Consider the following 22,478-nt stretch of genomic DNA (forward strand, 5'->3'; position numbering starts at 1 on the left):
CCCATGAACAGCAATTACCGACAAGCACTGGCCGGCACCGGCCTCGATTATTTTGATGCGCAGGCGGCAGTCGATGCGCTGGCGCCCGGCGCCTGGGCGCAGCTGCCGTATACGGCGCGGGTGCATGCCGAAAACCTGGTGCGCCGCGCCGACCCGGCCTACTTGCCGGACTACCTGCGCCAGCTGATCGAGCGCAGGCGCGATATCGACTTTCCCTGGTTCCCCGTGCGCGTGGTCTGCCATGACATCCTGGGTCAGACGGCCTTGGTGGACCTGGCGGGCCTGCGCGATGCGATTGCCCAGGCGGGCGGCGATCCGTCCGCCGTCAACCCGGTGGTGCCGGTGCAGCTGATCGTGGACCATTCGCTGGCTGTCGAATGCGGCGGGTTTGACCCGCAGGCCTTTGAGAAAAACCGCGCGATCGAGGACCGCCGCAATGAGGACCGCTTCCATTTCATCGAATGGAGCAAGCGGGCCTTTGCGAACGTGGATGTGATTCCCGCGGGCAACGGCATCATGCACCAGATCAATCTGGAGAAGATGTCGCCGGTGGTCTATGTGCAGGATGGGGTCGCCTTTCCCGATACCTGCGTGGGCACCGACAGCCACACGCCCCATGTCGATGCGCTGGGCGTGATTGCGGTGGGGGTGGGCGGGCTGGAGGCGGAGAACGTGATGCTGGGCCGGGCCTCGTGGATGCGCCTGCCCGATATTGTCGGCGTGGCTTTGAGCGGCCAGCCCCAGCCGGGCATTACCGCGACCGATATTGTGCTGGCGCTCACCGAGTTCCTGCGCCAGCAAAAGGTGGTGGGCGCCTATCTGGAGTTTTATGGCGAGGGCGCGCGCAGCCTCTCGGTTGGTGACCGGGCCACCATTGCCAATATGTGCCCGGAGTATGGCGCCACTGCCGCGCTGTTTGCGGTGGACGCGCAGACGCTGGCCTACCTGCGGCTGACGGGCCGGGAGGAAGCGCAGGTGCAGCTGGTCGAGACCTATGCCAGGACCGCCGGCTTTTGGGCGGACAGCCTGCAGGAGGTGCGGTATGAGCGGGTGCTGCAGTTTGACCTGTCGACGGTGGTGCGCAATATGGCGGGTCCGTCCAACCCGCACCGGCGCCTGCCGACCTCGCAGCTGGCCGCGCGCGGCATTGCCGGCGCCGAGCCCCTGGCGCTGGCGCGCGCCCAGGAAGCCCAGGGCCTGTTGCCCGATGGTGCAGTGATCATTGCGGCGATCACCAGCTGCACCAACACCAGCAACCCGCGCAATGTGATCGCTGCGGCGCTGCTGGCGCGCAATGCGCGGCGCCTGGGCCTCACGCGCAAGCCCTGGGTCAAGACCTCGCTCGCGCCCGGATCGAAGGCGGTGCAGCTGTACCTGCAAGAGGCAGGTCTGCTGGAGGACCTGGAGGCGCTGGGCTTTGGCATCGTCGCCTTTGCCTGCACCACCTGCAATGGCATGAGCGGCGCGCTCGATGCGCAGATCCAGCAGCAGATCATTGAGCGCGACCTCTACACCACCGCGGTGCTCTCGGGCAACCGCAATTTCGACGGCCGCATCCACCCCTATGCCAAGCAGGCGTTTCTGGCCTCGCCCCCGCTGGTGGTGGCCTATGCGATGGCGGGCACCATCCGCTTTGACATCGAAAAGGATGTGCTGGCCGTCGTGAACGGGCAGGAGATCCGGCTGCAGGACCTGTGGCCGAGTGACGCGGAGATTGATGCCGTGGTGGCTAAGGCGGTCAAGCCTGCGCAGTACCGCGCGGTGTACGAGCCCATGTTTGCGATCCAGGCAGACAACGGTGAGCGCGCTGCGCCACAGTATGCCTGGCGCCCCCAGTCCACCTATATCCGCCGCCCGCCGTACTGGGACACCGAGGGCGTGGGCGCGCTGGCCGCGCATCCGCGCACGCTCAAGGGGCTGCGGCCGCTGGCCCTGCTGCCCGACAACATCACCACCGACCACCTCTCGCCATCCAACGCCATTCTGCCCAGCTCGGCCGCTGGCGAGTACCTGGCCAAGATGGGCCTGCCCGAGGAGGACTTCAACTCCTACGCCACCCACCGGGGCGACCACCTGACGGCCATGCGCGCCACCTTTGCCAACCCCCAGCTGGTCAACGAGATGGCCGTGGTGGGTGGCCAGGTGCAAAAAGGCTCGCTGGCCCGTATCGAGCCCGAGGGGCAGGTGGTGCGCATGTGGGAGGCGATGGAGACCTATCTGCAGCGCCGCCAGCCGCTGATCATCATTGCCGGTGCCGACTACGGCCAGGGTTCCAGCCGCGACTGGGCCGCCAAGGGCGTGCGCCTGGCGGGGGTGGAGGCAGTGGTGGCCGAGGGCTTTGAGCGTATCCACCGCACCAACCTGATCGGCATGGGCGTGCTGCCTTTGGAGTTCCAGCCGGGCACGACACGCAAGACGCTGCAATTGGACGGTACGGAGACCTATGATGTGGAAGGTGAACGCACAGCGCGCGCTACGCTGAGTCTGGTGATCTGGCGCCACAGCGGCCTGGTGGACCGCGTGCCGCTGATCTGCCGCCTCGATACCGGCGAGGAGCTGTCTGTCTACGAGGCGGGCGGCGTGCTGCAGCGCTTTGCGCAGGACTTTCTGGCATCGCGCGCGGCGCAACCGGCCCCGGTGTGAATGCCTAGCTTTTTTCTGAATAACCATGACGAACCTGACCGCCCATCCTCCCCAGATCAAGATCCCCGCCATTTATATGCGGGGCGGCACCAGCAAGGGCGTGTTCTTCCATGTCCCGGATTTGCCGCTGCCCGCGCAGCAGCCTGGGCCGGCGCGCGATGCGATCTTGCTGCGCACCCTGGGCAGCCCCGACCCCTATGGCAAGCAGATCGATGGCCTGGGCAATGCGTCGTCGAGCACCAGCAAGGCGGTGCTGCTGGCCAGGAGCACACGCGCTGACCATGATGTGGACTATCTGTTTGGCCAGGTCGCTATCGACAAGCCCTTGGTGGACTGGAGTGGCAACTGCGGCAACCTCTCTGCCGCCGTCGGCCCTTGCGCGATCGCAATGGGCCTGATCGACCCGGCCCGCATCCCGTACAACGGGCTGTGCACGGTGCGCATCTGGCAGGCCAATATCGGCAAGACCATCATGGCCCAGGTGCCCATCTGCAACGGACAGGTGCAGGAGACCGGCGACTTTGAACTGGACGGTGTGAGCTTTCCTGCCGCCGAGGTGCAGCTGGCCTTTATCGACCCGGCCGACGAGGGCGAGGATGGTGGTGCGATGTTTCCCACCGGCCAGTTGGTGGACCAGCTCGATGTGCCAGGGGTAGGCAGCTTTGCCGCAACCTTGATCAATGCCGGTATCCCGACGATCTTTCTCAATGCGCAAGACCTGGGCTACAGCGGCTGCGAGCTGCAGGGCGATATCAATGGCGATGCGCAGGCCTTGGCGCGCCTGGAAGCGATTCGTGCCCATGGCGCCCTCAAGATGGGCCTGATCCAGGACCTGGCCGAGGCCGCGAGCCGCCAGCACACACCCAAGTTGGCCTTTGTGGCGCCGCCAGCCAGCTACACGGCATCGAGCGGCAAGGCGGTGGAGGCGCAGGACCTGGACTTGCTGGTGCGGGCGCTGTCGATGGGCCAGTTGCACCACGCGATGATGGGCACGGCAGCGGTGGCCATTGGCACGGCTGCAGCGGTGCCGGGCACCCTGGTCAACCTGGCTGCCGGTGGCGGCGAGCGCAGCGCGGTGCGCTTTGGCCACCCCTCGGGAACCCTGCGGGTAGGAGCGGAGGCACGCCTGCAGGATGGCCAGTGGGTGGTGACCAAGGCGCTGATGAGCCGCAGCGCACGCATTCTGATGGAAGGCGCCGTGCGGGTGCCGGGCGATTGTTTTTGAACGGGGGACGGTGGAATGGATACCAAGCAACTGCTGAAAGACATGGTGGCGGCACGCCGGGGCGTGCTGGTGCCGGGGGCCTTCAATGCGCTGTCGGCCAAGGTGATCGAGGACCTGGGCTTTGAGGCGATTTACGTGACCGGCGCGGGTGTGACCAATATGTGGCTGGGCCTGCCGGACCAGGGCTTTATGGGCCTCGCTGAGATCGCCGACCACACGGCGCGCATCCGCGATACGGTCAGTGTGCCCTTGCTGGTCGATGCCGATACCGGTTTTGGCAATGCGCTCAATGTCTACCACACGGTGCGCACCCTGGAGCGTGCCGGTGCCGACTGCATCCAGCTCGAAGACCAGGTGGCGCCCAAGCGCTGCGGGCATTTCAACGGCAAGGAGGTGGTCTCCACCGAAGAGGCAGTGAGCAAGATCAAGGCCGCCGTCGATGCCCGGCGCGACCCGAACCTGCTGATCATGGCACGCACCGATGCGGCGGCCACCCATGGTTTTGAGGCGGCGGTGGAGCGGGCCCAGCGCTTTGCCGAAGCCGGGGCCGATATTTTGTTTGTCGAGGCCGTCACCAGCGCCGAAGAGATCCGCGCGCTGCCCAAGCGGCTCGCCACCCCGCAGCTGATGAACATGGTGATTGGCGGCAAGACCCCCATTTTTGATGCCGAGCAACTGGGCGCGCTGGGTTATGGCATCGTGCTCTATGCGAATGCGGCGCTGCAGGGCGCAGTGGCCGGCATGCAAAAGACCTTGACCGTGCTGCGCGATGAGAAGTCGGTGCAGGAGGCGAGTGGCTTGGTGGCCAGCTTTGCCGAGCGCCAGCGCCTGGTGGGCAAGCCCGCCTGGGATGCGCTGGAGAAGCGCTTTACTTGAGGGCGATCTTTGGCCGCTGCCACGCGGCTGTCAGCAAATCGTCATGGCGCTGAAATTCACCATTTTCAGTGAGGGGCAAGGGCCTGGGCTTGCGGAATAATTGCAGCACTTGGAATATGAACGGATCCCATGCCCACCCAGATGCTCACCGCCGATCTCGCACTGCCCGCACCCGTATTGGTGGTGGAGGACAACCCGCTGGTGCGCAACCGGCTGCAGGGCTTGCTGCAGCAGCTGGGCTACAGCAGCGATGCGCTGGTGATGGCCGGGTCGCTCGCCGAGGCACGCGCTTACCTGGCGGGCGAGGCCCACACGGTATCGCTGGTGCTGGTGGACCTGGGCCTGCCTGATGGCAGTGGTATCGAGCTGATCGAGGAGCTCCATGCCCAGGCCCCCAACCTGCCGATGCTGGTGGTGTCGGCCTGGAGCACGCAGGAGATGATCTGGGCGGCCTTGCGCGCAGGCGCCGTGGGCTATGTGCTCAAGGAGCGCGATGACATGGAAATGGCCATGGCCTTGCGCAGCGTGCTGCGTGGCGGCGCGCCCATCGACCCTTTCATTGCCCGGCGCATCATTGAGGAGCTGCCGCTGCAAGCCCCGCCGGCCGTGCAGGCTGCCGACGACCCGGGCTTGAGTGCGCGCGAACACACCATCTTGCACCTGGTGGTCGAGGGCCTGAGCAACCGCGAGATTGCCGAGCGCCTGTTTCTGTCGCGCTACACGGTCGAGTCGCATATCAAGAATGTCTACCGCAAGCTGTCGGTGTCCTCGCGCACCCAGGCGGCGCAGGAAGCGCGCCGGCGCCGCCTGGTGGATTGAGCCGGACGCGCGCAGCGCTGGTCCCTTTTCTCGCTTTCCCCCAACCGCCCGCCCATCCCATCTGGAGTGATTGACCGTGCCTCACACTTTTTTTGATGCGCCTTTGCTGATTCGAGACGGTATCGGCACCTGGGTCGATACGCAGGAGAAGCCCTATGTCTGCAATATCGATGGCATGCCCACATTCAAGGACAAGCTCCCTGCCGGGGTGAAGGAGCTGCAGCCTGTGGCCGGCACTCCGGTGGCCGGCAATCCGGTGGCGGGCAGCCCCTCGGACAGTTCCCCCGAGCCTTCTTGGGGCCGCGGCTACCAGGTCAGTGGCACGCATCGCCTGCCGCCGACAAAGTTTGGTGAGGAGACCAAGATGGAGTTCGTCGCCACCGAGGTGGTGTACGAGCCGCTGTGGGCCACGCGCGAGGCCGCTGCTGCCTTTGGCATCACCTTGATCGAGCCGGGCCAGGGGCTGCGCATGCAAAGCCCGATCCGCCATCTGGAGAACACCCCGTTCGAGTACGGCATGTTTGCCGGCCAGCAATGCCCCTATCTGGACGAGGAGCACCGCAACCAGTTGCAGCCCACGGTCTGTACCGACTTGGAGCACCATGATTTCCCGCATGTGTTCTCCTCGGTAGATCCCCAGCTGCCGCTGGTGATTTCGGTAGGGCGTTATTGGCCGCAGCGGGATAGAATCTTTCTCGCCGATCTTTGGGTGCCCCGGGGCATGGCCTTGTACATGCCTCCCAGGCCCAAAATCCCGAATGCGGCCTATATCGATCTGCACGGCAACCGCAATTCAGCCCTGGCCTGTTGGCGGGGTGGCACGCAGAGAAGCGTGCAGACCCTGACCTTGCTGCCCAAAGACAGCGGGTACTTCTACTGGTTCTGGAATGCATTGCCGACAGTTCACCCCTTGTTGACGCAACCCTGACACCCCTATGCTCGATACGCAGCCTCGTCTACGCACCCTGGAGCCCGACACCGACAACGGCCTCTACCAAACGCTGCTGGAGTCCACGTTGGCGATTCCGTTCCGCATCGATTGGGCGAGCAAAAAGTACACCTATGTGGGGCCGCAGATCGAGGCGCTGCTGGGCTGGAGCCAGGACAGCTGGCAGACGGTGAACGACTGGGCCGAGCGTATCCACCCGGACGAGCGCGACACAACGGTCAACCGCTGCGTGGGGCTGTGCCTGGCGGGCGTGGACCACGAGGCCGAGTACCGCGCACTGACCAGCGAAGGCAGCTTTGTCTGGGTGCGCGAGGTGGTGCATGTGCTGTGCGATGCGCAGGGCGAGACCACGGGCCTGATCGGTTTTACCTTCGACATCACCGAGCAGAAGAAGGCCGAGCAACTCAAGGCCGAGCTCGATGCACAAAAGCTGTCGAATGCGCGCCTGCAGGAGCGCCTGGCCCTGACCCATGACCTGCACGATGGGCTGGGCGGTTCGCTGGTGCACATGATTGCTGCCGTGGAGCAGGGCGGCGGTGGCAGCCTGACGCGGCCCCAGGTGCTGTCCATGCTCAAGCACATTCGCGACGACCTGCGCCAGACGATCGACAGCAACTCTTCGGCCCAGGTGCGCGTGCCTGCGTCGCCGCAGGAGTGGCTGGCCCCGCTGCGCCACCGCTTTGCCAACCTGTTCGATGCGCTCGACATCCGCTGTGACTGGCAGTTTGCGCCCGCCTGGCGCACCCCGCCCGACGCGCTGCAGTACCTGGCGATGACGCGTCTCGTCGAGGAGGGCCTCACCAATGTCATCAAGCACAGCCAGGCGCGCCAGGTGCGCCTGTCCTTTCTGCAGCCCGAGGCCGATGCGCTGGTGCTGGAGATCGAAGACGATGGCGTGGGCTTTGATGCCGCTGCGGTGGAGGCTTCGGGCCTGGGCATCGGCATGCGCTCGATGGCCGTGCGTATCGGCCGCGTGGGCGGCGTGCTCGAGATCGATTCCGAGCCGGGGCGCACCCTGCTGACGGCGCGGCTGGCCTTGCGCCAGTCCTGACCACCAGGCGCGCAGCACCGCAGGGCCGACTACCACGGCCCTTTTTCTTTTCAAGCGAGCGTTACTTCTAATAACTAGGGTCAACCCGAATTCGTTTATATTGTTCAGCGGTGACTGAACAATACGAATGAAGGACGGTGGCTGTGACCCAGCAGGACAAGGCGAAGGCGGCCTCGGCGGCCAAGAAGGCGCATGAGGCGCTTGCGGCGCGCGAGCTGTTTATCGAGCGCAATGCGATCCAGGCGGAGACCAGTGGCCTGCCCCGGATTGCCGGGCGCCTGATCGGCATCTTTTTGCTCGATGGCGGGCCCATCAGCTTTGCCGAGCTGGCCGAGCGCATGCAGGCCAGCCGCGCCAGCGTGAGCACCAATACCCGCTTGCTCGAACGCCTGGGCATCATCGAGCGGGTGGCGATGCGCGGCGAGCGCCAGGACTTTTTCAGCCTGCGCGCCAACCCCTTCTTGATCGTGCTGGAGCAGAGCATTGCCGATTGCCAGCGCTTTACGGCCTATGTGGATGAGCTGCTGACGGGCAGCCCGCTGCCCGCTGACGCCACTGCGCGCCTCCAGCAGGCGCAGGATTTTCATGCGGTAACGGCCCAGACCTTGCAGGAGCTGCTGGCCAAGTTGGCCGAGCGGCAAAAGCAGGCGGCGGCGCAACCGGTGCCAGCCCGGCGGACAGCAGCCGCTGCTGCAACCTCGCCCATAGCGGCTAAAGCGCCTAAAGTGCGCCAAGCTCGCGCGCCGTCATCCAGCCGCAAAGCACCAGACTGAGTACCCGAGCCATGAAATACGTTCTATGGGCGGCCGCGCCGCTGTGCCTGGCGGCTTTGTCGGGGTGCTCGTCGGTGCCGGATGCGCGCGCGCCGGCGCCGGTGGTGGCGTCGCAGTTTTCGGTAGTGCCTGCGTCTACGGACTCCCAGCCAGCGCAGGCGGCGCCCCAGCTCGATACCTGGTGGACCCTGTTCGAGCAGCCCCAGCTCAACCGCCTGGTGGACCAGGCCTTAGCGGCCAGCACCGAGGCGCGGATGGCGCTGGCGCGGGTGCGCGAGGCCAGGGCGCTGCGCGAGGCCGCGCTGACCCAGTACCAGCCCCAAGGGGGACTTCGCGCCAGCGGCGACCGCAGAAGCGTGCAGCGGCTGGGCGGCGCATCGGCGGGCGGGGTTGGCCTGGGCCGGCAAAGCAGCGCCGGGCTGGACCTGCAAGTCTCCTGGGAGCTCGATGTGCTGGGCCGGGGTGATGCGCTGGCGCGCCAGGCCGATGGCGACTTTGGCGCGGCGCTCTATGGCGCCTATGGCGAGCGCGCGGCCTTGGTGGCCGAAGTGGCGCGCAGCCTGTTTGAGGCCCAGCGCCTGACCGCTGCGCTGGCCGATGCCCAGGCGACGATCACTATCCAGACCCGCCTGCAGCAGGTGCTGGCGCGCAAGCTCGAGCGCGGCCTGGTGGCGCTGGCCGATGTGGCGCGGGTCGATGCCAGCTTGCTGGCAGCCCAGGCCAATGCGCTGGTGCTGCAGTCGCAGCTGGATGCCGCACGGCGCGCCTTGCTGGTGCTGGTGGGGCAGGGCGACCAGCCCCTGTCGGCCTTGCTCCTGGATGAGAACCAGACCCAGGCGCCAGCGCTGCCGCAAGCCTTGCCTGCGGATTTGCTGGCGCGGCGCCCCGATGTGCTGCAGGCCCAGGCGCAGATGGATGCGGCCGCGGGCGGGCTGGAACTGTCGCGCCTGGCGCTGCTGCCCAGCATCACCTTGACCCCTGGGCTGGGCCTGAACTGGCAACAGCAGGGCGCGTCGCTCAGCACCGGGCTGTGGTCGCTGGCAGGCAATGTGGCCATGCCAGTGCTGGACCGCCCGCGCTTGTTGGCCAACGCCCGCGCTCAGGGCGCTCGCGCCGAGCAGGCGGTGATCGCCTATGAGCAGGTGGTGCAGCGCGCGTTTTCCGAGACAGACCAGGCGCTGCTCCGCATGGCGCCCGATGCACAGCGGCTGAAAGTGCTGGCGCAGGCCGAGGCGCGGGCGCAGACCGCCTATGAGGCGGCACGCAAGGGCTATGAGGCGGGCTTTTTTGACCTGGTGGTGATGCTCGATGCCGAGCAGGTCTACCGCGACTCGCGCGGTGGCCTGACCCAGGCGCGCGCCGAAGCCTTGGCGCATGCGGTGCAGGTGTTCCAGGCGCTGGGCGGCGGTTGGCCCCGGGATGCGCTGGGCACCGATACACAGAAGACAGATTGAGAGGGATGCAATGCTGCAATCAAAGAAAAGCGGATGGCGCGTGGGCTTGGGGCTAGGCCTGGGGTCGGTCGCGCTGCTGGGGCTGGTGGCCTGCTCCGAAGGCAGTGCGGACAAGACTCCGAAGCCGGTGGCCGAGGTGGTGCGTACGGTGAGCGTGGCGCAGGTGGAGCTGCGCCCCATGGGCGGGGTGCAGCAGGCATCGGGCCTCTTGGTGGCGCGCGAAGAAATTGCGATTGGCCCGGAGCTGAGCGGCTACCGGGTGGCCGCGCTGCTGGCCGATGAGGGCGACCAGGTGCGTGCCGGCCAGCCGCTGGCGCGGCTCGATGACGGCTTGCTGCAGGCCAAGATCGCCCAGGCGCAAGCCAGCCTGGTGCAGGCCAAGGCGCAGGCGAGGCAGGCCCAGGCCGAATCGGCACGGGTCGAAGGCCTGGATGGCCAGGGCGTGCTGTCGGACGAACAGATCCAGCAGCGCCGCACGGCAGCGGCCAGCGCCCAGGCCAATGCCGATGTGGCAGCGGCCAACCTGGCGGGGCTGCGCGTAGAGGCCGAGCGCATGGTGCTGCGCGCGCCGGTGGCCGGCGTGGTGCTGCAGCGCAATGTACGCCGGGGCGATGTGGCCAGCCCTGGGGGCGAGGCGATGTTCCGCCTGGCGTGGGACGGCATGGTGGAGCTGGCTGCCGAGGTGCCCGAGGACCAGGTGGACCGCATCCAGCCGGGCAACCAGGTGGCGGTGACCCTGGCTTCGGGTGTTGAGCTCGAGGGCCGGGTGCGGCTTTTGTCGCGCCGGGTGGACGACAAGACCAAGCTGGCCCAGGTGCGCGTGGCGCTGCCGGTGCGGGCCGATCTACGCCCGGGCGGCTTTGCGCAGGCGCGTTTTGCGCAGGCGGCTGCGCCGGTGGCGGCGGTGCCAGAAAAAGCCATCCACTTTGAAGCCGGTGGCCCGCAGCTGGCCACGATCGATGCCGACAGCCGCATCCGCAAGCTGCCGGTGAGCCTGGGCGCCCGCGCCCAGGGCTGGGTGGCCTTGCGCGATGGCCCGCCGCTGGGCACCCGCCTGGCCTTGGGCGGCGGCGCCTTTGTGCTGGAGGGGGACCGGGTGCAGATCAATGGCGCTGCCCAGTCGGCCGCCGTGCCTGCCACGCCGGAAGCGGCACCTGCGCCTGCACCTGCTGCTGCGGCTGGAGGCCAGCGATGAAGCTGCGTATCTCCGCCTGGTCCATCCAGAACCCGATCCCCGTGGTGGTGCTGTTCATCGCCATCTTGGTGGCCGGGCTGATGGCCTACCGGGTCATGCCGATCAAGCTCTACCCGGATGTGTCCTTTCCCATCGTGCAGGTGGCAGTCGCCTTGCCCAGCGCGGCGGCCACCGAGGTGGAAACCCAGGTCACCCGCGTGGTGGAAGACGGTGTGGCCAATGTCGCCCGCGTCAAGCATGTGATCTCGACCGTCACCCAGGGCATGTCGCTGACCTTGGTGGAGTTCGAGATCGGGCTGGAGCCGCAGCGGGCCGTCGACGAGGTGCGGGCGGCCATTGACCGTGTGCGCGCCAACCTGCCGGCCAGCATCGAGCCGCCGATTGTTGAGCGCCTCGATTTTGATGCCATGCCCTTGCTGACCTATGCGGTCTCCGCCCCGGGCATGGACGATGTGGAACTGAACTGGTTCATTGAGGATGTGGTGGCGCGCAAGCTGGTGGCGCTGCCAGGGGTGGGGCAGGTGACCCAGGTGGGGGGCGTGGCGCGCGACATCACCGTGACCCTGGACCCCGCCAAGCTGCAGGCGCTGGGCCTGACGGCCGTGGCCGTGAACGACGCGCTGCGCGCCCACAACCTGGATGCATCGGGCGGCCGCACGCAGATTGGTGCGCAGGAGCAGCAGGTGCGTATCCTCGCGGCCGCCCCATCGGTGCAGGAGCTCGAGCAGCTGGTGATTGCCACGCGCGACGGCCGCCATCTGCGCCTGGGTGATGTGGCCACCGTAGCCAGTGGGGCCAGCGACCGACGCGGTTTTGCGGCCTTGAATGGCGAGGCGGTGGTCGGTTTTCAGGTGATGAAGACCAAGGCCGCGTCCGATGTGGATGTGGAGACGGCGGTGGCCAAGGCGGTGGCGGCGCTGGCCAAGGAGCAGCCGGGGGTGTCGTACCAGCTGGTGTCATCGGGCGCCAAGAACACGCGCGAGAGCTTTGATGCCACGGTGGCGACCTTGCTCGAAGGCATGCTGCTGGCGGCGGTCGTCGTGTTCATGTTCCTGCGCGACTGGCGCGCGACGCTCATTGCGGCGGTGGCCATGCCGATCTCGCTGGTCCCCACGTTTGCGGTGATCCATTGGCTCGGCTATTCGCTCAATATGCTGTCCCTGCTGGCCTTGACCTTGGTGATCGGCGTGCTGGTCGATGACGCGATTGTCGAGGTGGAGAACATCCAAAAGCGGGTGCAGGCCGGCGCCTCGCCCTGGCGCGCCTCGATGGAAGGGGCGGACGCGATTGGCCTGGCGGTGGTGGCCACCACCTTGGCCATTGCCGTGGTGTTTTTGCCGGTCGCCTTTATGGGTGGCTATGCCGGGCCGTACTTCCGCGAGTTCGGGGTGACGGTGGCCGTGTCGGTGATGTTCTCGCTCTTGGTGGCGCGCCTGTTGTCGCCGCTGATGTGCGCCTATTTGCTCAAGCCCTCGGCGCAGCCCCATCCGCACAAGCCTTTTACCGGCCGCTACCGCCGGCTGCTGGAGTGGACGCTGGCGCACCGCTGGTGGTCGCTGGCGGCTGGCGTGCTGATTTTTGTCGGCTCGCTGATGCTGGCCTCGCTGCTGCCCACCGGCTTTGCGCCCAAGGGCGATGGCGGCACGGTGCAGATCAACCTGCAAGGCGCGCCGGGCGCGACCACCGAGGACATGCGCGCATCGGCCGCCAGCCTGACCCGTTTGCTGCGCCAGCAAGGGGATGTGCAGGATGTGTTTGTCAGCGTGGGCAGCAGCCAGCGTGATGGCGACCCACGCAAGGGCAGCGTGATCGTGCAGCTCAAATCACCGCGCTCGATGACGACCAAGGCCTTCCAGGACCATCTGCGCCCCCTGCTGCTGCAGGTGCCCGATGTGCGGCTGAGCTACAGCGAAAGCGAGGGCGGTGGCACGCAGAACCTGCAGGTGATCCTGGGTGGCCATGATGGCGAGCTGCTGCGGCGCACGGCCGCAGACGCCGAGCGTGAGCTGCGCGGCCTGCCGATGCTGGCCAATGTGCACCAGGTGGCGCCCAACCCGGGCCCCGAGCTGGTGATACGGCTCAAGCCCGATGCGGCCGCGCGCCTGGGTGTGACCCCCGATGTGGTCGCCGAGGTGGCGCGTATGGCCAGCCTGGGGGACCTGGATGCGACCGCCTCCAAGTTCAACACCGGGCGCCAGCGGCTGGCCGTGCGCGTGCGGCTGCCCCAGGGTGCCTTGCGTGATCTGGACAGTATTGGCGCGCTGCGCGTGCCCACGGGGCAGGGTGGCACGGTGCCGTTGTCGGCGGTGGCGGACATGCATTTCCAGGTCGGCGAATCCCACATTGACCGCTTTGACCGCGAGCGCCGCATCACCTTGGAGGCGGAGGTCCATGGCGTGTCGCTGGGCCAGGCCAATGCGGCCGTGGATGCGCTGCCCTTCCTGAAAAACCTGCCCGAGGGCGTATCGCGGCCGCTCTATGGCGATGCCGAAGGCATGCAGGAGCTGTTTGCCAGCTTTGGCCTGGCCATCATGGCGGGGGTGGGGCTGATCTTTGGCGTGCTGATCCTGCTGTTCCGCAGCTTTGTCAAGCCGGTGGTCATTCTGGCCGCGCTGCCGCTGTCGCTGGCCGGCGCCTTTTTGGCCTTGCTGGCAACAGGCGGGGAGCTGAACCTGCCGGTGCTGATTGGCCTGCTGATGCTGATGGGCCTGGCGGCGAAGAACTCGATCTTGCTGGTCGAGCATGCGGTGGAGGCCGAGCGCATGGGCAAGAGCCAGACCGAGGCCTTGCTGGAAGCCGCCCATGAACGGACCCGGCCGATCATCATGACAACGATTGCGATGGCCATGGGCATGCTGCCTACCGCGCTGGGCGTGAGCAGCGGCTCGGAGTTTCGCCAGCCGCTGGCCGTCGCCGTCATCGGCGGGCTGGTGTCATCCACCGCCTTGTCGCTGGTGCTGGTGCCGGTGGTCTATGCGGTGATGGACGATCTGGAAAACTGGCTACGGCCCAAACTGGCCCGCTGGGTGACCTTGCCCAGTGCCCAGGATCAGCGGGAGACGACGCTACGGGGCCATCAATAAGTGTCGCTACCGTGCGGCCCCCGGCGCAGCGGTTGCGCCGGGCAACAAAAAGCCCGCTGGGGTCAGTTCAGGTCCAGCGGGCTGCGTTTCACAAGCCGGTTTCCTTCCAGTTCGGAACGGTGATGGGGCTGGTGAGTTGGTCAATTTTGGCGTCGATCAGCATCATCTTGGCGTGCTCGGGCGTACCTTCCTGTGGGTTCTGCATCAAAAGACTGGCACCTTCGGCTTTGAGCTGTTCCAGGTAATCGTCTTTGACAGCATCCTCCTGCTTTCGTTGCGACACGGCATACCTTCCTGTCAGGGCCACATGGACGGGCTCCAACGCGGATAGCTTAGTACGAAAGCAAGATTTGTTCTATAGATGCATTGCTGTATTCGATGATGTTACAAGTTGAATCATTTGACGCGGCAATGCGCGTTCGCGCGCTGCCGTAGCGGGCCAGTGCAGCGCTGAAACGGCTTAACCGACCGGGTGTTTGCTGCCCTTGGGGCGGCCATCGGGGGCCCGCGCATCGGTGTCGACCAGGCCGCGCTTCAAATCCGCATGGGCTTGTTCCATCTCCGGCGAGGGCTCCTGGCTGGTCTCGCCGACGGACTGGTCCTTTTCATGGGGCATCTTGGCCTGTGAGCCGGGGTCATGGGGCTGCTGCTTGCGGGTGGTGTCCACATTTGTCTTGTCGCTGGCAGGCGGGTTGGTGGTGGGTGGGGTTTGGTCTGGCATAGGTCCTCCAGGGTTCATCGGGCTCAGTGGCCATCCTGACCTGGGCGGCCAGCATTGCGTGTAGGAAAAGCAGGGGCAGCGCTTGTGCGCCAAAGCAGGGTTTTGCACTGCTGCTGCTGCTGCTACCAAGACCTTTGCACGCCGACGCGGGCGGCTTTCCTACATGGCGCTGCTGGGTCTTTCTATAAGGTATGAGGCAGAGCACATTTTGGGCTTGGGTACAAGAAAGGAAAGAACATGTTTTTCAAGAAGCGACAAGTCAGCCTCTCCGATGTGAAGGGGGATGTGGACCAGCTGGTGGGCGATGTGCGCGCACTGCTGTCGGTCAAGGAGCTCGATGCGATCCCCGAGATCAAGCGCATCCGTGAGCGCATGGACGAAGGCATGGGCTTGGCCCGCGATTCCGCAGCCCGCGCCATTGCACAAACCAAGCACACCGCCGCCTGCACCGACAAATATGCGCATGACGAGCCCTGGCACATTGCCGGTGCCGCGCTGGCCATTGGTGTGGTGCTGGGCTACGCCGCCTGCCGCCGCTGATGGCAGCTGAAGGGGCAGGCGGTGCCGGCCCCTGGTGAACGCTGAAAACCTGCGCTGACCGCTTCTGGTCAGCGCAGTTTTTTTTGCGCTCTGCCAACCGGCAGCGCGCCGTGCGGCTTCAACGCCCCGGGTTGGCGAGGGGCATTGCACTGCCTGCGGGGGCCAGCGGGGTCAAGGGCTGGTCGGTGGAGGTGGCCGGGGGCGCTTCCACACGTTTGACCTGGGCATCCTGCTGGGCCTTGCGGTAGGCGGCCTCGGCATCCTTTTTGCAGACGCCGACGGCATCACCGCGCATCTCATTGCAGCGCTCCTTGGCAACGCGGTAGTCCGCCTCGGCTCTGGCCACGCGCACCTGGTAGCTGTGGCCGGCATCGCCCAGCAGCTTGGCATCGCGCTCGGCCTGGGCCACGCGCTGGCTGCCTTTGGCATCCTCTATGCAGATATCTCTGTCGTGGCCCTGCAGCGTCTGGCAATGGGCCATGGCCGTGCTGTACTGGGCCGCGATGCGCTCTGTTTCTGCGCGGATTTCCTCATCGCTCATCGCATAGGCAGTGGCGGCGATGCACAGGCCTGCCAGCGCGACGGCTGCTGCCGATAAAACGGGGGTGGTTGCTCTCTTGCTCAACATGCCCCCATGCTAGGACAGGGGTAGGCAAAGTCCTGACAGCAGCCGATGCCATCTGCCGTAGGACGAGGCGCGCCTGTCCGGCTACCCAGGCGGCAGAAGATATGCCAGCCGGTTATAGCTGCTAGCTGGCTGCGCCCGTGGCTCATTGCCGTGTCTGTCCGCAGAATGGATGGCAACAGAACACGGGGAGCACTCCATGCCCACAGCGATTCCTTGCCTGCTGATGCGGGGCGGCACCTCCAAGGGGCCGTTCTTCAACGCCGCCCATTTGCCCCAGGATGTGGCCACACGCGACCGGGTGCTGCTCGCGGCGATGGGCTCGCCCGACCGCCGCCAGATCGACGGCATCGGCGGCGGGCATCCGCTGACCAGCAAGATCGGCATTGTCAGCCGCTCGGCGCAAGCGGGGGTGGACCTGGAGTTTCTGTTTGCCCAGGTGCAGCCTGAAATGGACTCGGTCGACACCCGGCCCAACTGCGGCAATATGCTGGCTGCGGCGGTTCCCTTTGCGCTGGCCACCGGCATGCTCCAGGCCCAAGGTGAGCGTGCCAGCTTTCGCGTATGGGCCCGCAACACCGGCATGCTGGCCGATATCACGCTGCCGCTGTCAGCCGGCCAGCTGGCCGATGGCGGAGACGCCCACATCGATGGCGTGCCAGGCCGTGCTGCGCCGATCGAGATCTGTTTTCGGGAAACGGCGGGATCGGTCTGCAAGAGCCTGCTGCCCACCGGCAAGGCGCGCGATCGCATAACGGTGGCCGCAGAGGGCTGTGCGCCTTTCAGCGTGGAGGTGACCTGCATCGACAACGGCATGCCGCTGGTCCTGGTCCAAGCCGCAGATATGGGTGCAAGCGGCTATGAGACGGCCGCCGAGATCGATGCCAACCAGAATCTTCGGCGCCGGATGGAGGCGCTGCGCCTGCAGGCTGCGCAGGCCATGGGCCTGGGTGATGTCTCTGCCAAGAACTACCCCAAGATGACCCTGGTGGCGCCGCCCCGGCATGGCGGCGCGATCAGCACGCGCTGCCTGATCCCCCATGTCTGTCACGAAAGCATTGGCGTGCTGGCCGCCGTCACGGTCGGCACAGCGGTGCAGCTGCCTGGCACCGTCTGCGAGGGATTGGCCCGGCGGGCCAGCGGCGTTGATGCCGACACGCTCGCGATCGAGCACCCTTCGGGCGTGCTGAGCGTCAAGCTCAAGCCGGGCGCGGGGCAGGCCGATGCGCCGCCCCAGGTCGCCTTGCTGCGCACGGCAAGGGTGCTGATGCGCGGTGAGGTGCTGGTGCCCCGCGCCATCTGGGCAGGGCCCGCGTGATGCTGCGCGGCACCCAGCCAGGCTGCGTGGCGAGCGCTGGCCACGAGGAAAAACAGGGAGGAGCACGGCATGATTATTGATGTGCATGGACATTACACAACGGCACCTGCGGCCTTGGGCCAGTGGCGTGACCTGCAGATGGCCGGCCTCAAGGACCCGCGCCGGACGCCTCGGGCCGCCGATTTGCGTATCAGCGATGACGAGATCCGCGAAACCATTGAGAGCAACCAGCTCAAGCTGATGCGCCAGCGGGGGCTGGACATGACGATTTTCAGCCCGCGTGCCAGCTTCATGGCCCACCATGTGGGAGATTTCGAGACATCGAGCGCCTGGGCCGAGGTCTGCAACGAATTGTGCTTTCGCGTCAGCGAGCTGTTCCCCGACCACTTTGTGCCAGCTGCGATGCTGCCGCAGTCCCCGGGTGTCGATCCCCGCAGCTGCATCACCGAGCTGGTCCGTTGCGTGGAGCAATACGGCAATGTGGCGATCAACCTCAACCCCGATCCCTCTGGTGGGCACTGGACGGCACCGCCGCTGTCCGACCGCTTCTGGTACCCCATCTACGAAAAGATGGTCGAGTACGACATCCCCGCGATGGTGCATGTCTCCACCAGCTGCAATGCCTGCTTTCACACCACCGGCGCGCACTACCTCAATGCCGATACCACGGCCTTCATGCAGTGCCTCGACAGTGCGCTGTTCACGGACTTTCCCACGCTGCGCCTGCTCATTCCCCATGGGGGCGGTGCCGTGCCTTACCACTGGGGGCGCTTCCGGGGCCTGGCGCAGGCGCTGGGCAAGCCCCTGCTTGAGGAACACCTGCTCCACAACCTGTTTTTTGACACCTGTGTCTACCACCAGGCCGGCATCGACTTGCTGACCCGGGTGCTGCCGGCCAAAAACATTCTGTTTGCCAGCGAGATGGTCGGGGCGGTGCGCGGCATCGATCCGCAAACCGGCCACCACTATGACGACACCCGGCGCTATATCGAGGCCACACCGCATCTCGATGACGAAGGCCGGCGCCAGGTCTACGAAGGCAATGCGCGGCGCGTGTTTCCACGCCTCGATGCCGTGCTTCGCAGCCGGGGGCTGTGAAGCGCCCGCCACCCACCATCCATCACCCATCCACAAGGAACCTGCAATGTATGAACTCGGGGTTGTTTACCGCCATATCCAGCGCGCCGACCGTGCCGCTGCCGATGGCCTGGCCCCTCTGGGCTCGGCCACGGTGCACGAGGCCATGGGCCGTGTCGGCCTGCTGCAGCCAGCGCTGCGCCCGATTGCTGCGGGCCAGTGTGTCTCTGGCACGGCAGTGACGGTGCTGCTCCAGCCTGGCGACAACTGGATGCTGCATGTGGCGGCAGAACAGATCCAGCCCGGTGACATCGTCGTGGCAGCCGTGACCTCGCCATGCAGCGATGGCTATTTTGGCGACCTGTTGGCCACCAGCTTCCAGGCCCGTGGTGCTCGGGCGCTGGTCATCGATGCGGGCGTGCGCGATACGAAGACCTTGCAGGAGATGGGGTTCCCGGTCTGGAGCCGGGCCGTCTCGTCCAGGGGCACGATCAAGGCGACGCTGGGCTCGGTCAACATCCCGGTTGTCTGCGCCGGCATGTGGGTCACCCCGGGCGATGTGATCGTGGCCGATGACGATGGGGTGGTCTGTGTGCCTGCTGCCATCGCGCCTGCCACCTGGGAGACCGCGCTGGACCGCGAGCGTTTTGAGACGGCCAAACGTGCCCAGCTGGCCGCTGGCGTGCTGGGGCTGGACCTCTACCAGATGCGTGCGCCGCTGGCCAAATCCGGCCTGCGCTATATCGATTAAAGGGGTTGCATCGTGTCCTTGTCTGTCAAAACCCCCGGCTGGCTGGATTGGCATCCCTGGCCCGCAAAGCCTGTGCTGCAGTTGCCCGATGGCGCCGTGGATGCGCACTGCCATGTGTTTGGGCCGGCCGCGGAGTTCCCCTTTGCCGCTGAGCGCAAATACACCCCCTGTGATGCGAGCAAGCAGCAGCTGTTTGCATTGCGTGACCACCTAGGCTTTTCGCGCAATGTGATTGTGCAAGCCACCTGCCACGGTGCGGACAACCGGGCCATGGTCGATGCCTGCAAGGCATCCGGCGGCAAGGCGCGGGGGGTGGCCACCGTGCGGCGCAGCATCACCGACCAGGAGCTGCAGGAGCTGCACCTGGCCGGCGTGCGCGGCGTGCGCTTTAACTTTGTCAAGCGCCTGGTGGATGTGACCCCGCAGGATGAACTCCAGGAGATCGCCGAGCGCATCGCCGCTTGGGGCTGGCATGTGGTGGTCTATTTTGAAGCGCAGGACCTGCCTGCGCTGTGGCCATTCCTGCGCCGCCTGCCCACCCCCGTCGTGGTGGACCACATGGGGCGTCCCGATGTCGGCCAGCCCGCCGATGGACCCGAGTTCAGCATGTTTTTGCAGCGGATGCAGGAGAGCGACAAGCTCTGGTGCAAGGTCAGCTGCCCCGAGCGCCTGTCGCTGACGGGGCCGCAGGCGCTGCGTGGCGAGCGCCGCGCCTACCAGGATGTGGTGCCATTTGCGCGCCGGGTGGTCGAGGCCTTTCCCAGCCGTGTGCTTTGGGGCACCGATTGGCCCCATCCCAATCTGAAGGGCCATATGCCCGATGACGGCTTGCTGGTGGATTTCATCGCCCAGATCGCCCCCACGCCAGAGCTGCGCCACCAATTGCTGGTGGACAACCCGATGCGTCTGTATTGGCCCGAGGAGGCATGAGCCCACGGGAGGTTTCCACGCGGATCCGCCCAGCGGGCCGCAGGCCAGGACCCTATAACAAACTTGGAAAGAAAAAATATGGCTTTAGAAAAACCCTATCTTGATGTGCCTGGCACCGTGGTGTTTGACGCCGACCAGTCACGCAAGGGCTATTGGCTCAACCAGTTTTGCATGTCCTTGATGCAAGCGGACAACCGCCGGCGCTTCAAAGCCGATGAGCGGGCCTACCTGGACGGCTGGGATATGACCGAGGAGCAAAAGCAGGCCGTGCTGGCCCGTGACCTGAACTGGTGCATACGCACCGGCGGCAATATCTATTTTCTCGCCAAGATCGGGGCCACCGATGGCAAGAGCTTTCAGCAGATGGCCGGCTCAATGACGGGCATGAGCGAGGAGGCTTACCGCGCGATGATGATCGCCGGTGGTCGCTCGGTGGACGGCTGCCGCTTTGTCAATGAGGCGGCAGCGGCGCCGGCGCAGCCCACCGGCGGCATCACCGGCAAGGGAGGGATCTGATATGGCCCGCATCAGCGCAGCGGTCTTCACCTCGCATGTGCCCGCCATTGGCGTGGCGATGGACCAGGGCCTGACCCAGCAGGCCTACTGGCAGCCGCTTTTTCAAGGCTATGAATATTCGCGCCGGTGGATGCGCGAGAACCCGCCCGATGTCATATTTCTGGTCTACAACGACCATGCAACGGCCTTCAGCCTGGATCTGATCCCCACCTTTGCCATCGGCACGGGCGCAGCCTACTCGCCAGCCGATGAAGGCTGGGGACCGCGGCCGGTGCCCCAGGTGGTCGGCCATCCTGAGCTGGCCTCGCATATCGCGCAGTCGGTGATCCAGCAGGACTTTGACCTGACCATCGTCAACAAGATGGAGGTGGACCATGGGCTCACCGTGCCCTTGTCCCTGATGTGCGGGGAGCAGCCCGCCGATGGCGGTGCCTGGCCTTGCCCGGTGATTCCGTTTGCCGTCAATGTGGTGCAGTACCCCGTCCCTTCAGGCCAGCGCTGCTTCAGCCTGGGCAATGCGATCCGCAAAGCGGTGGAAACCTTTGACGCCGACCTCAATGTGCAGATCTGGGGCACCGGTGGCATGAGCCACCAGCTGCAAGGCGCGCGCGCGGGTTTGATCAACCAGGAATGGGACAACTGCTTCCTGGACCAGCTGATCCACAACCCCGCCAGTTTGGCCAAGGTGCCCCATATCGACTATGTGCGGGAGGCGGGCTCCGAGGGCATTGAGCTGGTCATGTGGCTGATTGCCCGTGGCGCGATGGCCGATGTGGTCGATCCCGCAAGGCGGCCCAGCGTCAAGCACCGCTTCTACCACGTGCCGGCCTCCAACACCGCCGTGGGTCACCTGATTTTGGAGAACGGTTGAGAGGCCGCCATGTTTGTGACTTTCGCTATCCATCGCCCGGCTGCCAGCCCGGGCACTCCCACACCCTGGAGGACACCATGACACTTCGCCCCCTCAACGTGGCGCTTGCAGGCGCAGGCGCCTTTGGTCTCAAACACCTGGAAGGTATTGCGCTGATCCCCGGTGTGCAGGTCGTCTCGCTGGTCGACCCCGATCTGTCCAAAGCCCGCCAGGTGGCCGAGCACCATGCCATTGGGCATGTGGCCACCAACTTGCAAGACAGCCTGGCGCGGCCGGACGTGGACGCGGTGATTCTGTGCACGCCCACGCAGCTGCATGCCAGCCAGGCGCGCCAGTGCTTGCTGGCAGGCAAGCACGTGCAGGTCGAGATTCCGCTGGCCGACCGGCTGGAGGACGCGCTGGCGCTGGCCGAGCTGCAAAAATCCAGTGGGCTGGTGGCGATGTGTGGCCATACCCGCCGCTTCAACCCCAGCCACCAATGGATCCAGCAAAAGGTGCAGGCGGGCAGCTTCCGGCTGCAGCAAATGGATGTGCAGACCCACTTTTTCCGCCGCAGCAATATGAACGCCTTGGGCCAGCCGCGCAGCTGGACCGACCATCTGCTCTGGCACCATGCGGCGCACACGGTCGATTTGTTCGCCCACCAGGCGGGCAGTCCCATCGTGCAATCCCATGCCGTGCAAGGGCCTGTGCACCCCGAGCTGGGTATTGCCATGGACATGGGCATCGTGCTCAAGGCGGCCAATGGCGCCCTGTGCACGCTGAGCCTGTCTTTCAACAACGATGGCCCATTGGGCACCTTCTTTCGCTATATCGGCGACACGGGCACCTATGTGGCCCGCTACGACGAGCTGCTCGATGGCCGGGGTGAGGCCATCGACGTCTCGCGGGTGGACGTGTCGATGAATGGCATCGAGCTGCAGGACCGCGAGTTTTTCGCCGCGATCCGCGAGGGCCGACAGCCCCGCTCCAGCATCGCCCAGGTGTTGCCCTGCTACCAGGTTTTGCATGCTTTGGAGCAGCAGCTGCAGTAATATCGGCCCGACCAGTCGTGAACCGCC

21 protein-coding genes are annotated in these 22,478 nt (G+C 65.9%); 18 read left to right on the top strand and 3 right to left on the bottom strand.

The window, feature by feature from the left end:
- Positions 1-3 precede the first annotated feature (3 nt).
- The 10 genes from acnD to WH303_RS08070 all read left to right on the top strand — a co-directional run bounded on the left by acnD (position 4) and on the right by WH303_RS08070 (position 14,068).
- Positions 4-2,643, top strand: coding sequence for a Fe/S-dependent 2-methylisocitrate dehydratase AcnD (gene acnD / locus WH303_RS08025; RefSeq protein WP_339517847.1), 2,640 nt, complete (start codon positions 4-6; stop codon positions 2,641-2,643).
- Between the two features lie 25 nt (positions 2,644-2,668).
- Positions 2,669-3,868 (top strand): 2-methylaconitate cis-trans isomerase PrpF, encoded by a 1,200-nt coding sequence (gene prpF / locus WH303_RS08030; RefSeq protein WP_339517849.1) that lies wholly within the window; start codon positions 2,669-2,671, stop codon positions 3,866-3,868.
- Positions 3,869-3,883: 15 nt separating this feature from the next.
- Positions 3,884-4,744, top strand: coding sequence for an isocitrate lyase/PEP mutase family protein (locus WH303_RS08035; protein WP_339517851.1), 861 nt, complete (start codon positions 3,884-3,886; stop codon positions 4,742-4,744).
- A 129-nt stretch (positions 4,745-4,873) separates the two neighbouring features.
- Positions 4,874-5,563 carry a response regulator gene (locus WH303_RS08040; RefSeq protein WP_260719303.1) on the top strand — a complete coding sequence of 230 codons (690 nt, stop codon included), beginning with the start codon at positions 4,874-4,876 and terminating at the stop codon, positions 5,561-5,563.
- 76 nt (positions 5,564-5,639) lie between these two features.
- Entirely contained in the window at positions 5,640-6,491 is an 852-nt protein-coding gene (locus WH303_RS08045; RefSeq protein WP_339517855.1) for a hypothetical protein, read from the top strand.
- A gap of 7 nt (positions 6,492-6,498) precedes the next feature.
- A complete protein-coding gene (locus WH303_RS08050) occupies positions 6,499-7,563 on the top strand; it encodes a sensor histidine kinase (protein ID WP_339517857.1) in 1,065 nt (354 codons plus the stop codon).
- A gap of 143 nt (positions 7,564-7,706) precedes the next feature.
- Positions 7,707-8,336: a GbsR/MarR family transcriptional regulator gene (locus WH303_RS08055; RefSeq protein ID WP_339517859.1), complete on the top strand. Its 630-nt coding sequence runs from the start codon at positions 7,707-7,709 to the stop codon at positions 8,334-8,336.
- 11 nt (positions 8,337-8,347) lie between these two features.
- A complete protein-coding gene (locus WH303_RS08060) occupies positions 8,348-9,790 on the top strand; it encodes a TolC family protein (RefSeq protein WP_339517861.1) in 1,443 nt (480 codons plus the stop codon).
- Between the two features lie 10 nt (positions 9,791-9,800).
- Positions 9,801-10,985 carry an efflux RND transporter periplasmic adaptor subunit gene (locus WH303_RS08065; protein ID WP_339517862.1) on the top strand — a complete coding sequence of 395 codons (1,185 nt, stop codon included), beginning with the start codon at positions 9,801-9,803 and terminating at the stop codon, positions 10,983-10,985.
- Positions 10,982-14,068 carry an efflux RND transporter permease subunit gene (locus tag WH303_RS08070; protein ID WP_339517863.1) on the top strand — a complete coding sequence of 1,029 codons (3,087 nt, stop codon included), beginning with the start codon at positions 10,982-10,984 and terminating at the stop codon, positions 14,066-14,068. Before WH303_RS08065 ends, WH303_RS08070 begins: the two co-directional genes overlap by 4 nt.
- Positions 14,069-14,156: 88 nt before the next feature.
- Here WH303_RS08070 and WH303_RS08075 read toward each other — a convergent pair whose 3' ends face one another.
- Entirely contained in the window at positions 14,157-14,351 is a 195-nt protein-coding gene (locus tag WH303_RS08075; RefSeq protein ID WP_148293205.1) for a hypothetical protein, read from the bottom strand.
- A gap of 177 nt (positions 14,352-14,528) precedes the next feature.
- Positions 14,529-14,789 (bottom strand): hypothetical protein, encoded by a 261-nt coding sequence (locus WH303_RS08080; RefSeq protein WP_339517864.1) that lies wholly within the window; start codon positions 14,787-14,789, stop codon positions 14,529-14,531.
- Between the two features lie 237 nt (positions 14,790-15,026).
- On the opposite strand from WH303_RS08080, the gene WH303_RS08085 reads away from it, so the two are divergent.
- Positions 15,027-15,329 (top strand): DUF883 family protein, encoded by a 303-nt coding sequence (locus tag WH303_RS08085; protein ID WP_021027561.1) that lies wholly within the window; start codon positions 15,027-15,029, stop codon positions 15,327-15,329.
- A gap of 118 nt (positions 15,330-15,447) precedes the next feature.
- On the opposite strand, the gene WH303_RS08090 is transcribed toward WH303_RS08085, so the two are convergent.
- Complete coding sequence (locus WH303_RS08090) at positions 15,448-15,957, bottom strand: hypothetical protein (RefSeq protein ID WP_339517866.1); 510 nt, start codon at positions 15,955-15,957, stop codon at positions 15,448-15,450.
- A gap of 196 nt (positions 15,958-16,153) precedes the next feature.
- On the opposite strand from WH303_RS08090, the gene WH303_RS08095 reads away from it, so the two are divergent.
- The 7 genes from WH303_RS08095 (at position 16,154) to WH303_RS08125 (ending at position 22,451) form a co-directional block, all read left to right on the top strand.
- Positions 16,154-17,272, top strand: a complete 1,119-nt coding sequence (locus tag WH303_RS08095) for a 4-oxalomesaconate tautomerase (protein WP_339517867.1) — start codon at positions 16,154-16,156, stop codon at positions 17,270-17,272.
- 69 nt (positions 17,273-17,341) lie between these two features.
- Positions 17,342-18,370, top strand: coding sequence for an amidohydrolase family protein (locus WH303_RS08100; RefSeq protein ID WP_312989178.1), 1,029 nt, complete (start codon positions 17,342-17,344; stop codon positions 18,368-18,370).
- A gap of 46 nt (positions 18,371-18,416) precedes the next feature.
- Positions 18,417-19,100, top strand: a complete 684-nt coding sequence (gene ligK / locus WH303_RS08105) for a 4-carboxy-4-hydroxy-2-oxoadipate aldolase/oxaloacetate decarboxylase (RefSeq protein WP_339517869.1) — start codon at positions 18,417-18,419, stop codon at positions 19,098-19,100.
- 12 nt (positions 19,101-19,112) lie between these two features.
- Positions 19,113-20,030, top strand: coding sequence for an amidohydrolase family protein (locus WH303_RS08110; protein WP_339517870.1), 918 nt, complete (start codon positions 19,113-19,115; stop codon positions 20,028-20,030).
- Between the two features lie 78 nt (positions 20,031-20,108).
- Positions 20,109-20,546, top strand: coding sequence for a protocatechuate 4,5-dioxygenase subunit alpha (gene ligA, locus WH303_RS08115; protein WP_339517872.1), 438 nt, complete (start codon positions 20,109-20,111; stop codon positions 20,544-20,546).
- 1 nt (position 20,547) lies between these two features.
- Positions 20,548-21,417: a class III extradiol dioxygenase subunit beta gene (locus tag WH303_RS08120; RefSeq protein WP_339517873.1), complete on the top strand. Its 870-nt coding sequence runs from the start codon at positions 20,548-20,550 to the stop codon at positions 21,415-21,417.
- A 77-nt stretch (positions 21,418-21,494) separates the two neighbouring features.
- Entirely contained in the window at positions 21,495-22,451 is a 957-nt protein-coding gene (locus WH303_RS08125) for a Gfo/Idh/MocA family oxidoreductase (protein WP_021027553.1), read from the top strand.
- Positions 22,452-22,478 lie beyond the last annotated feature (27 nt).

This window comes from Comamonas sp. MYb69 (assembly GCF_037479315.1).
In the GTDB taxonomy this organism is placed as follows: domain Bacteria; phylum Pseudomonadota; class Gammaproteobacteria; order Burkholderiales; family Burkholderiaceae_C; genus Comamonas.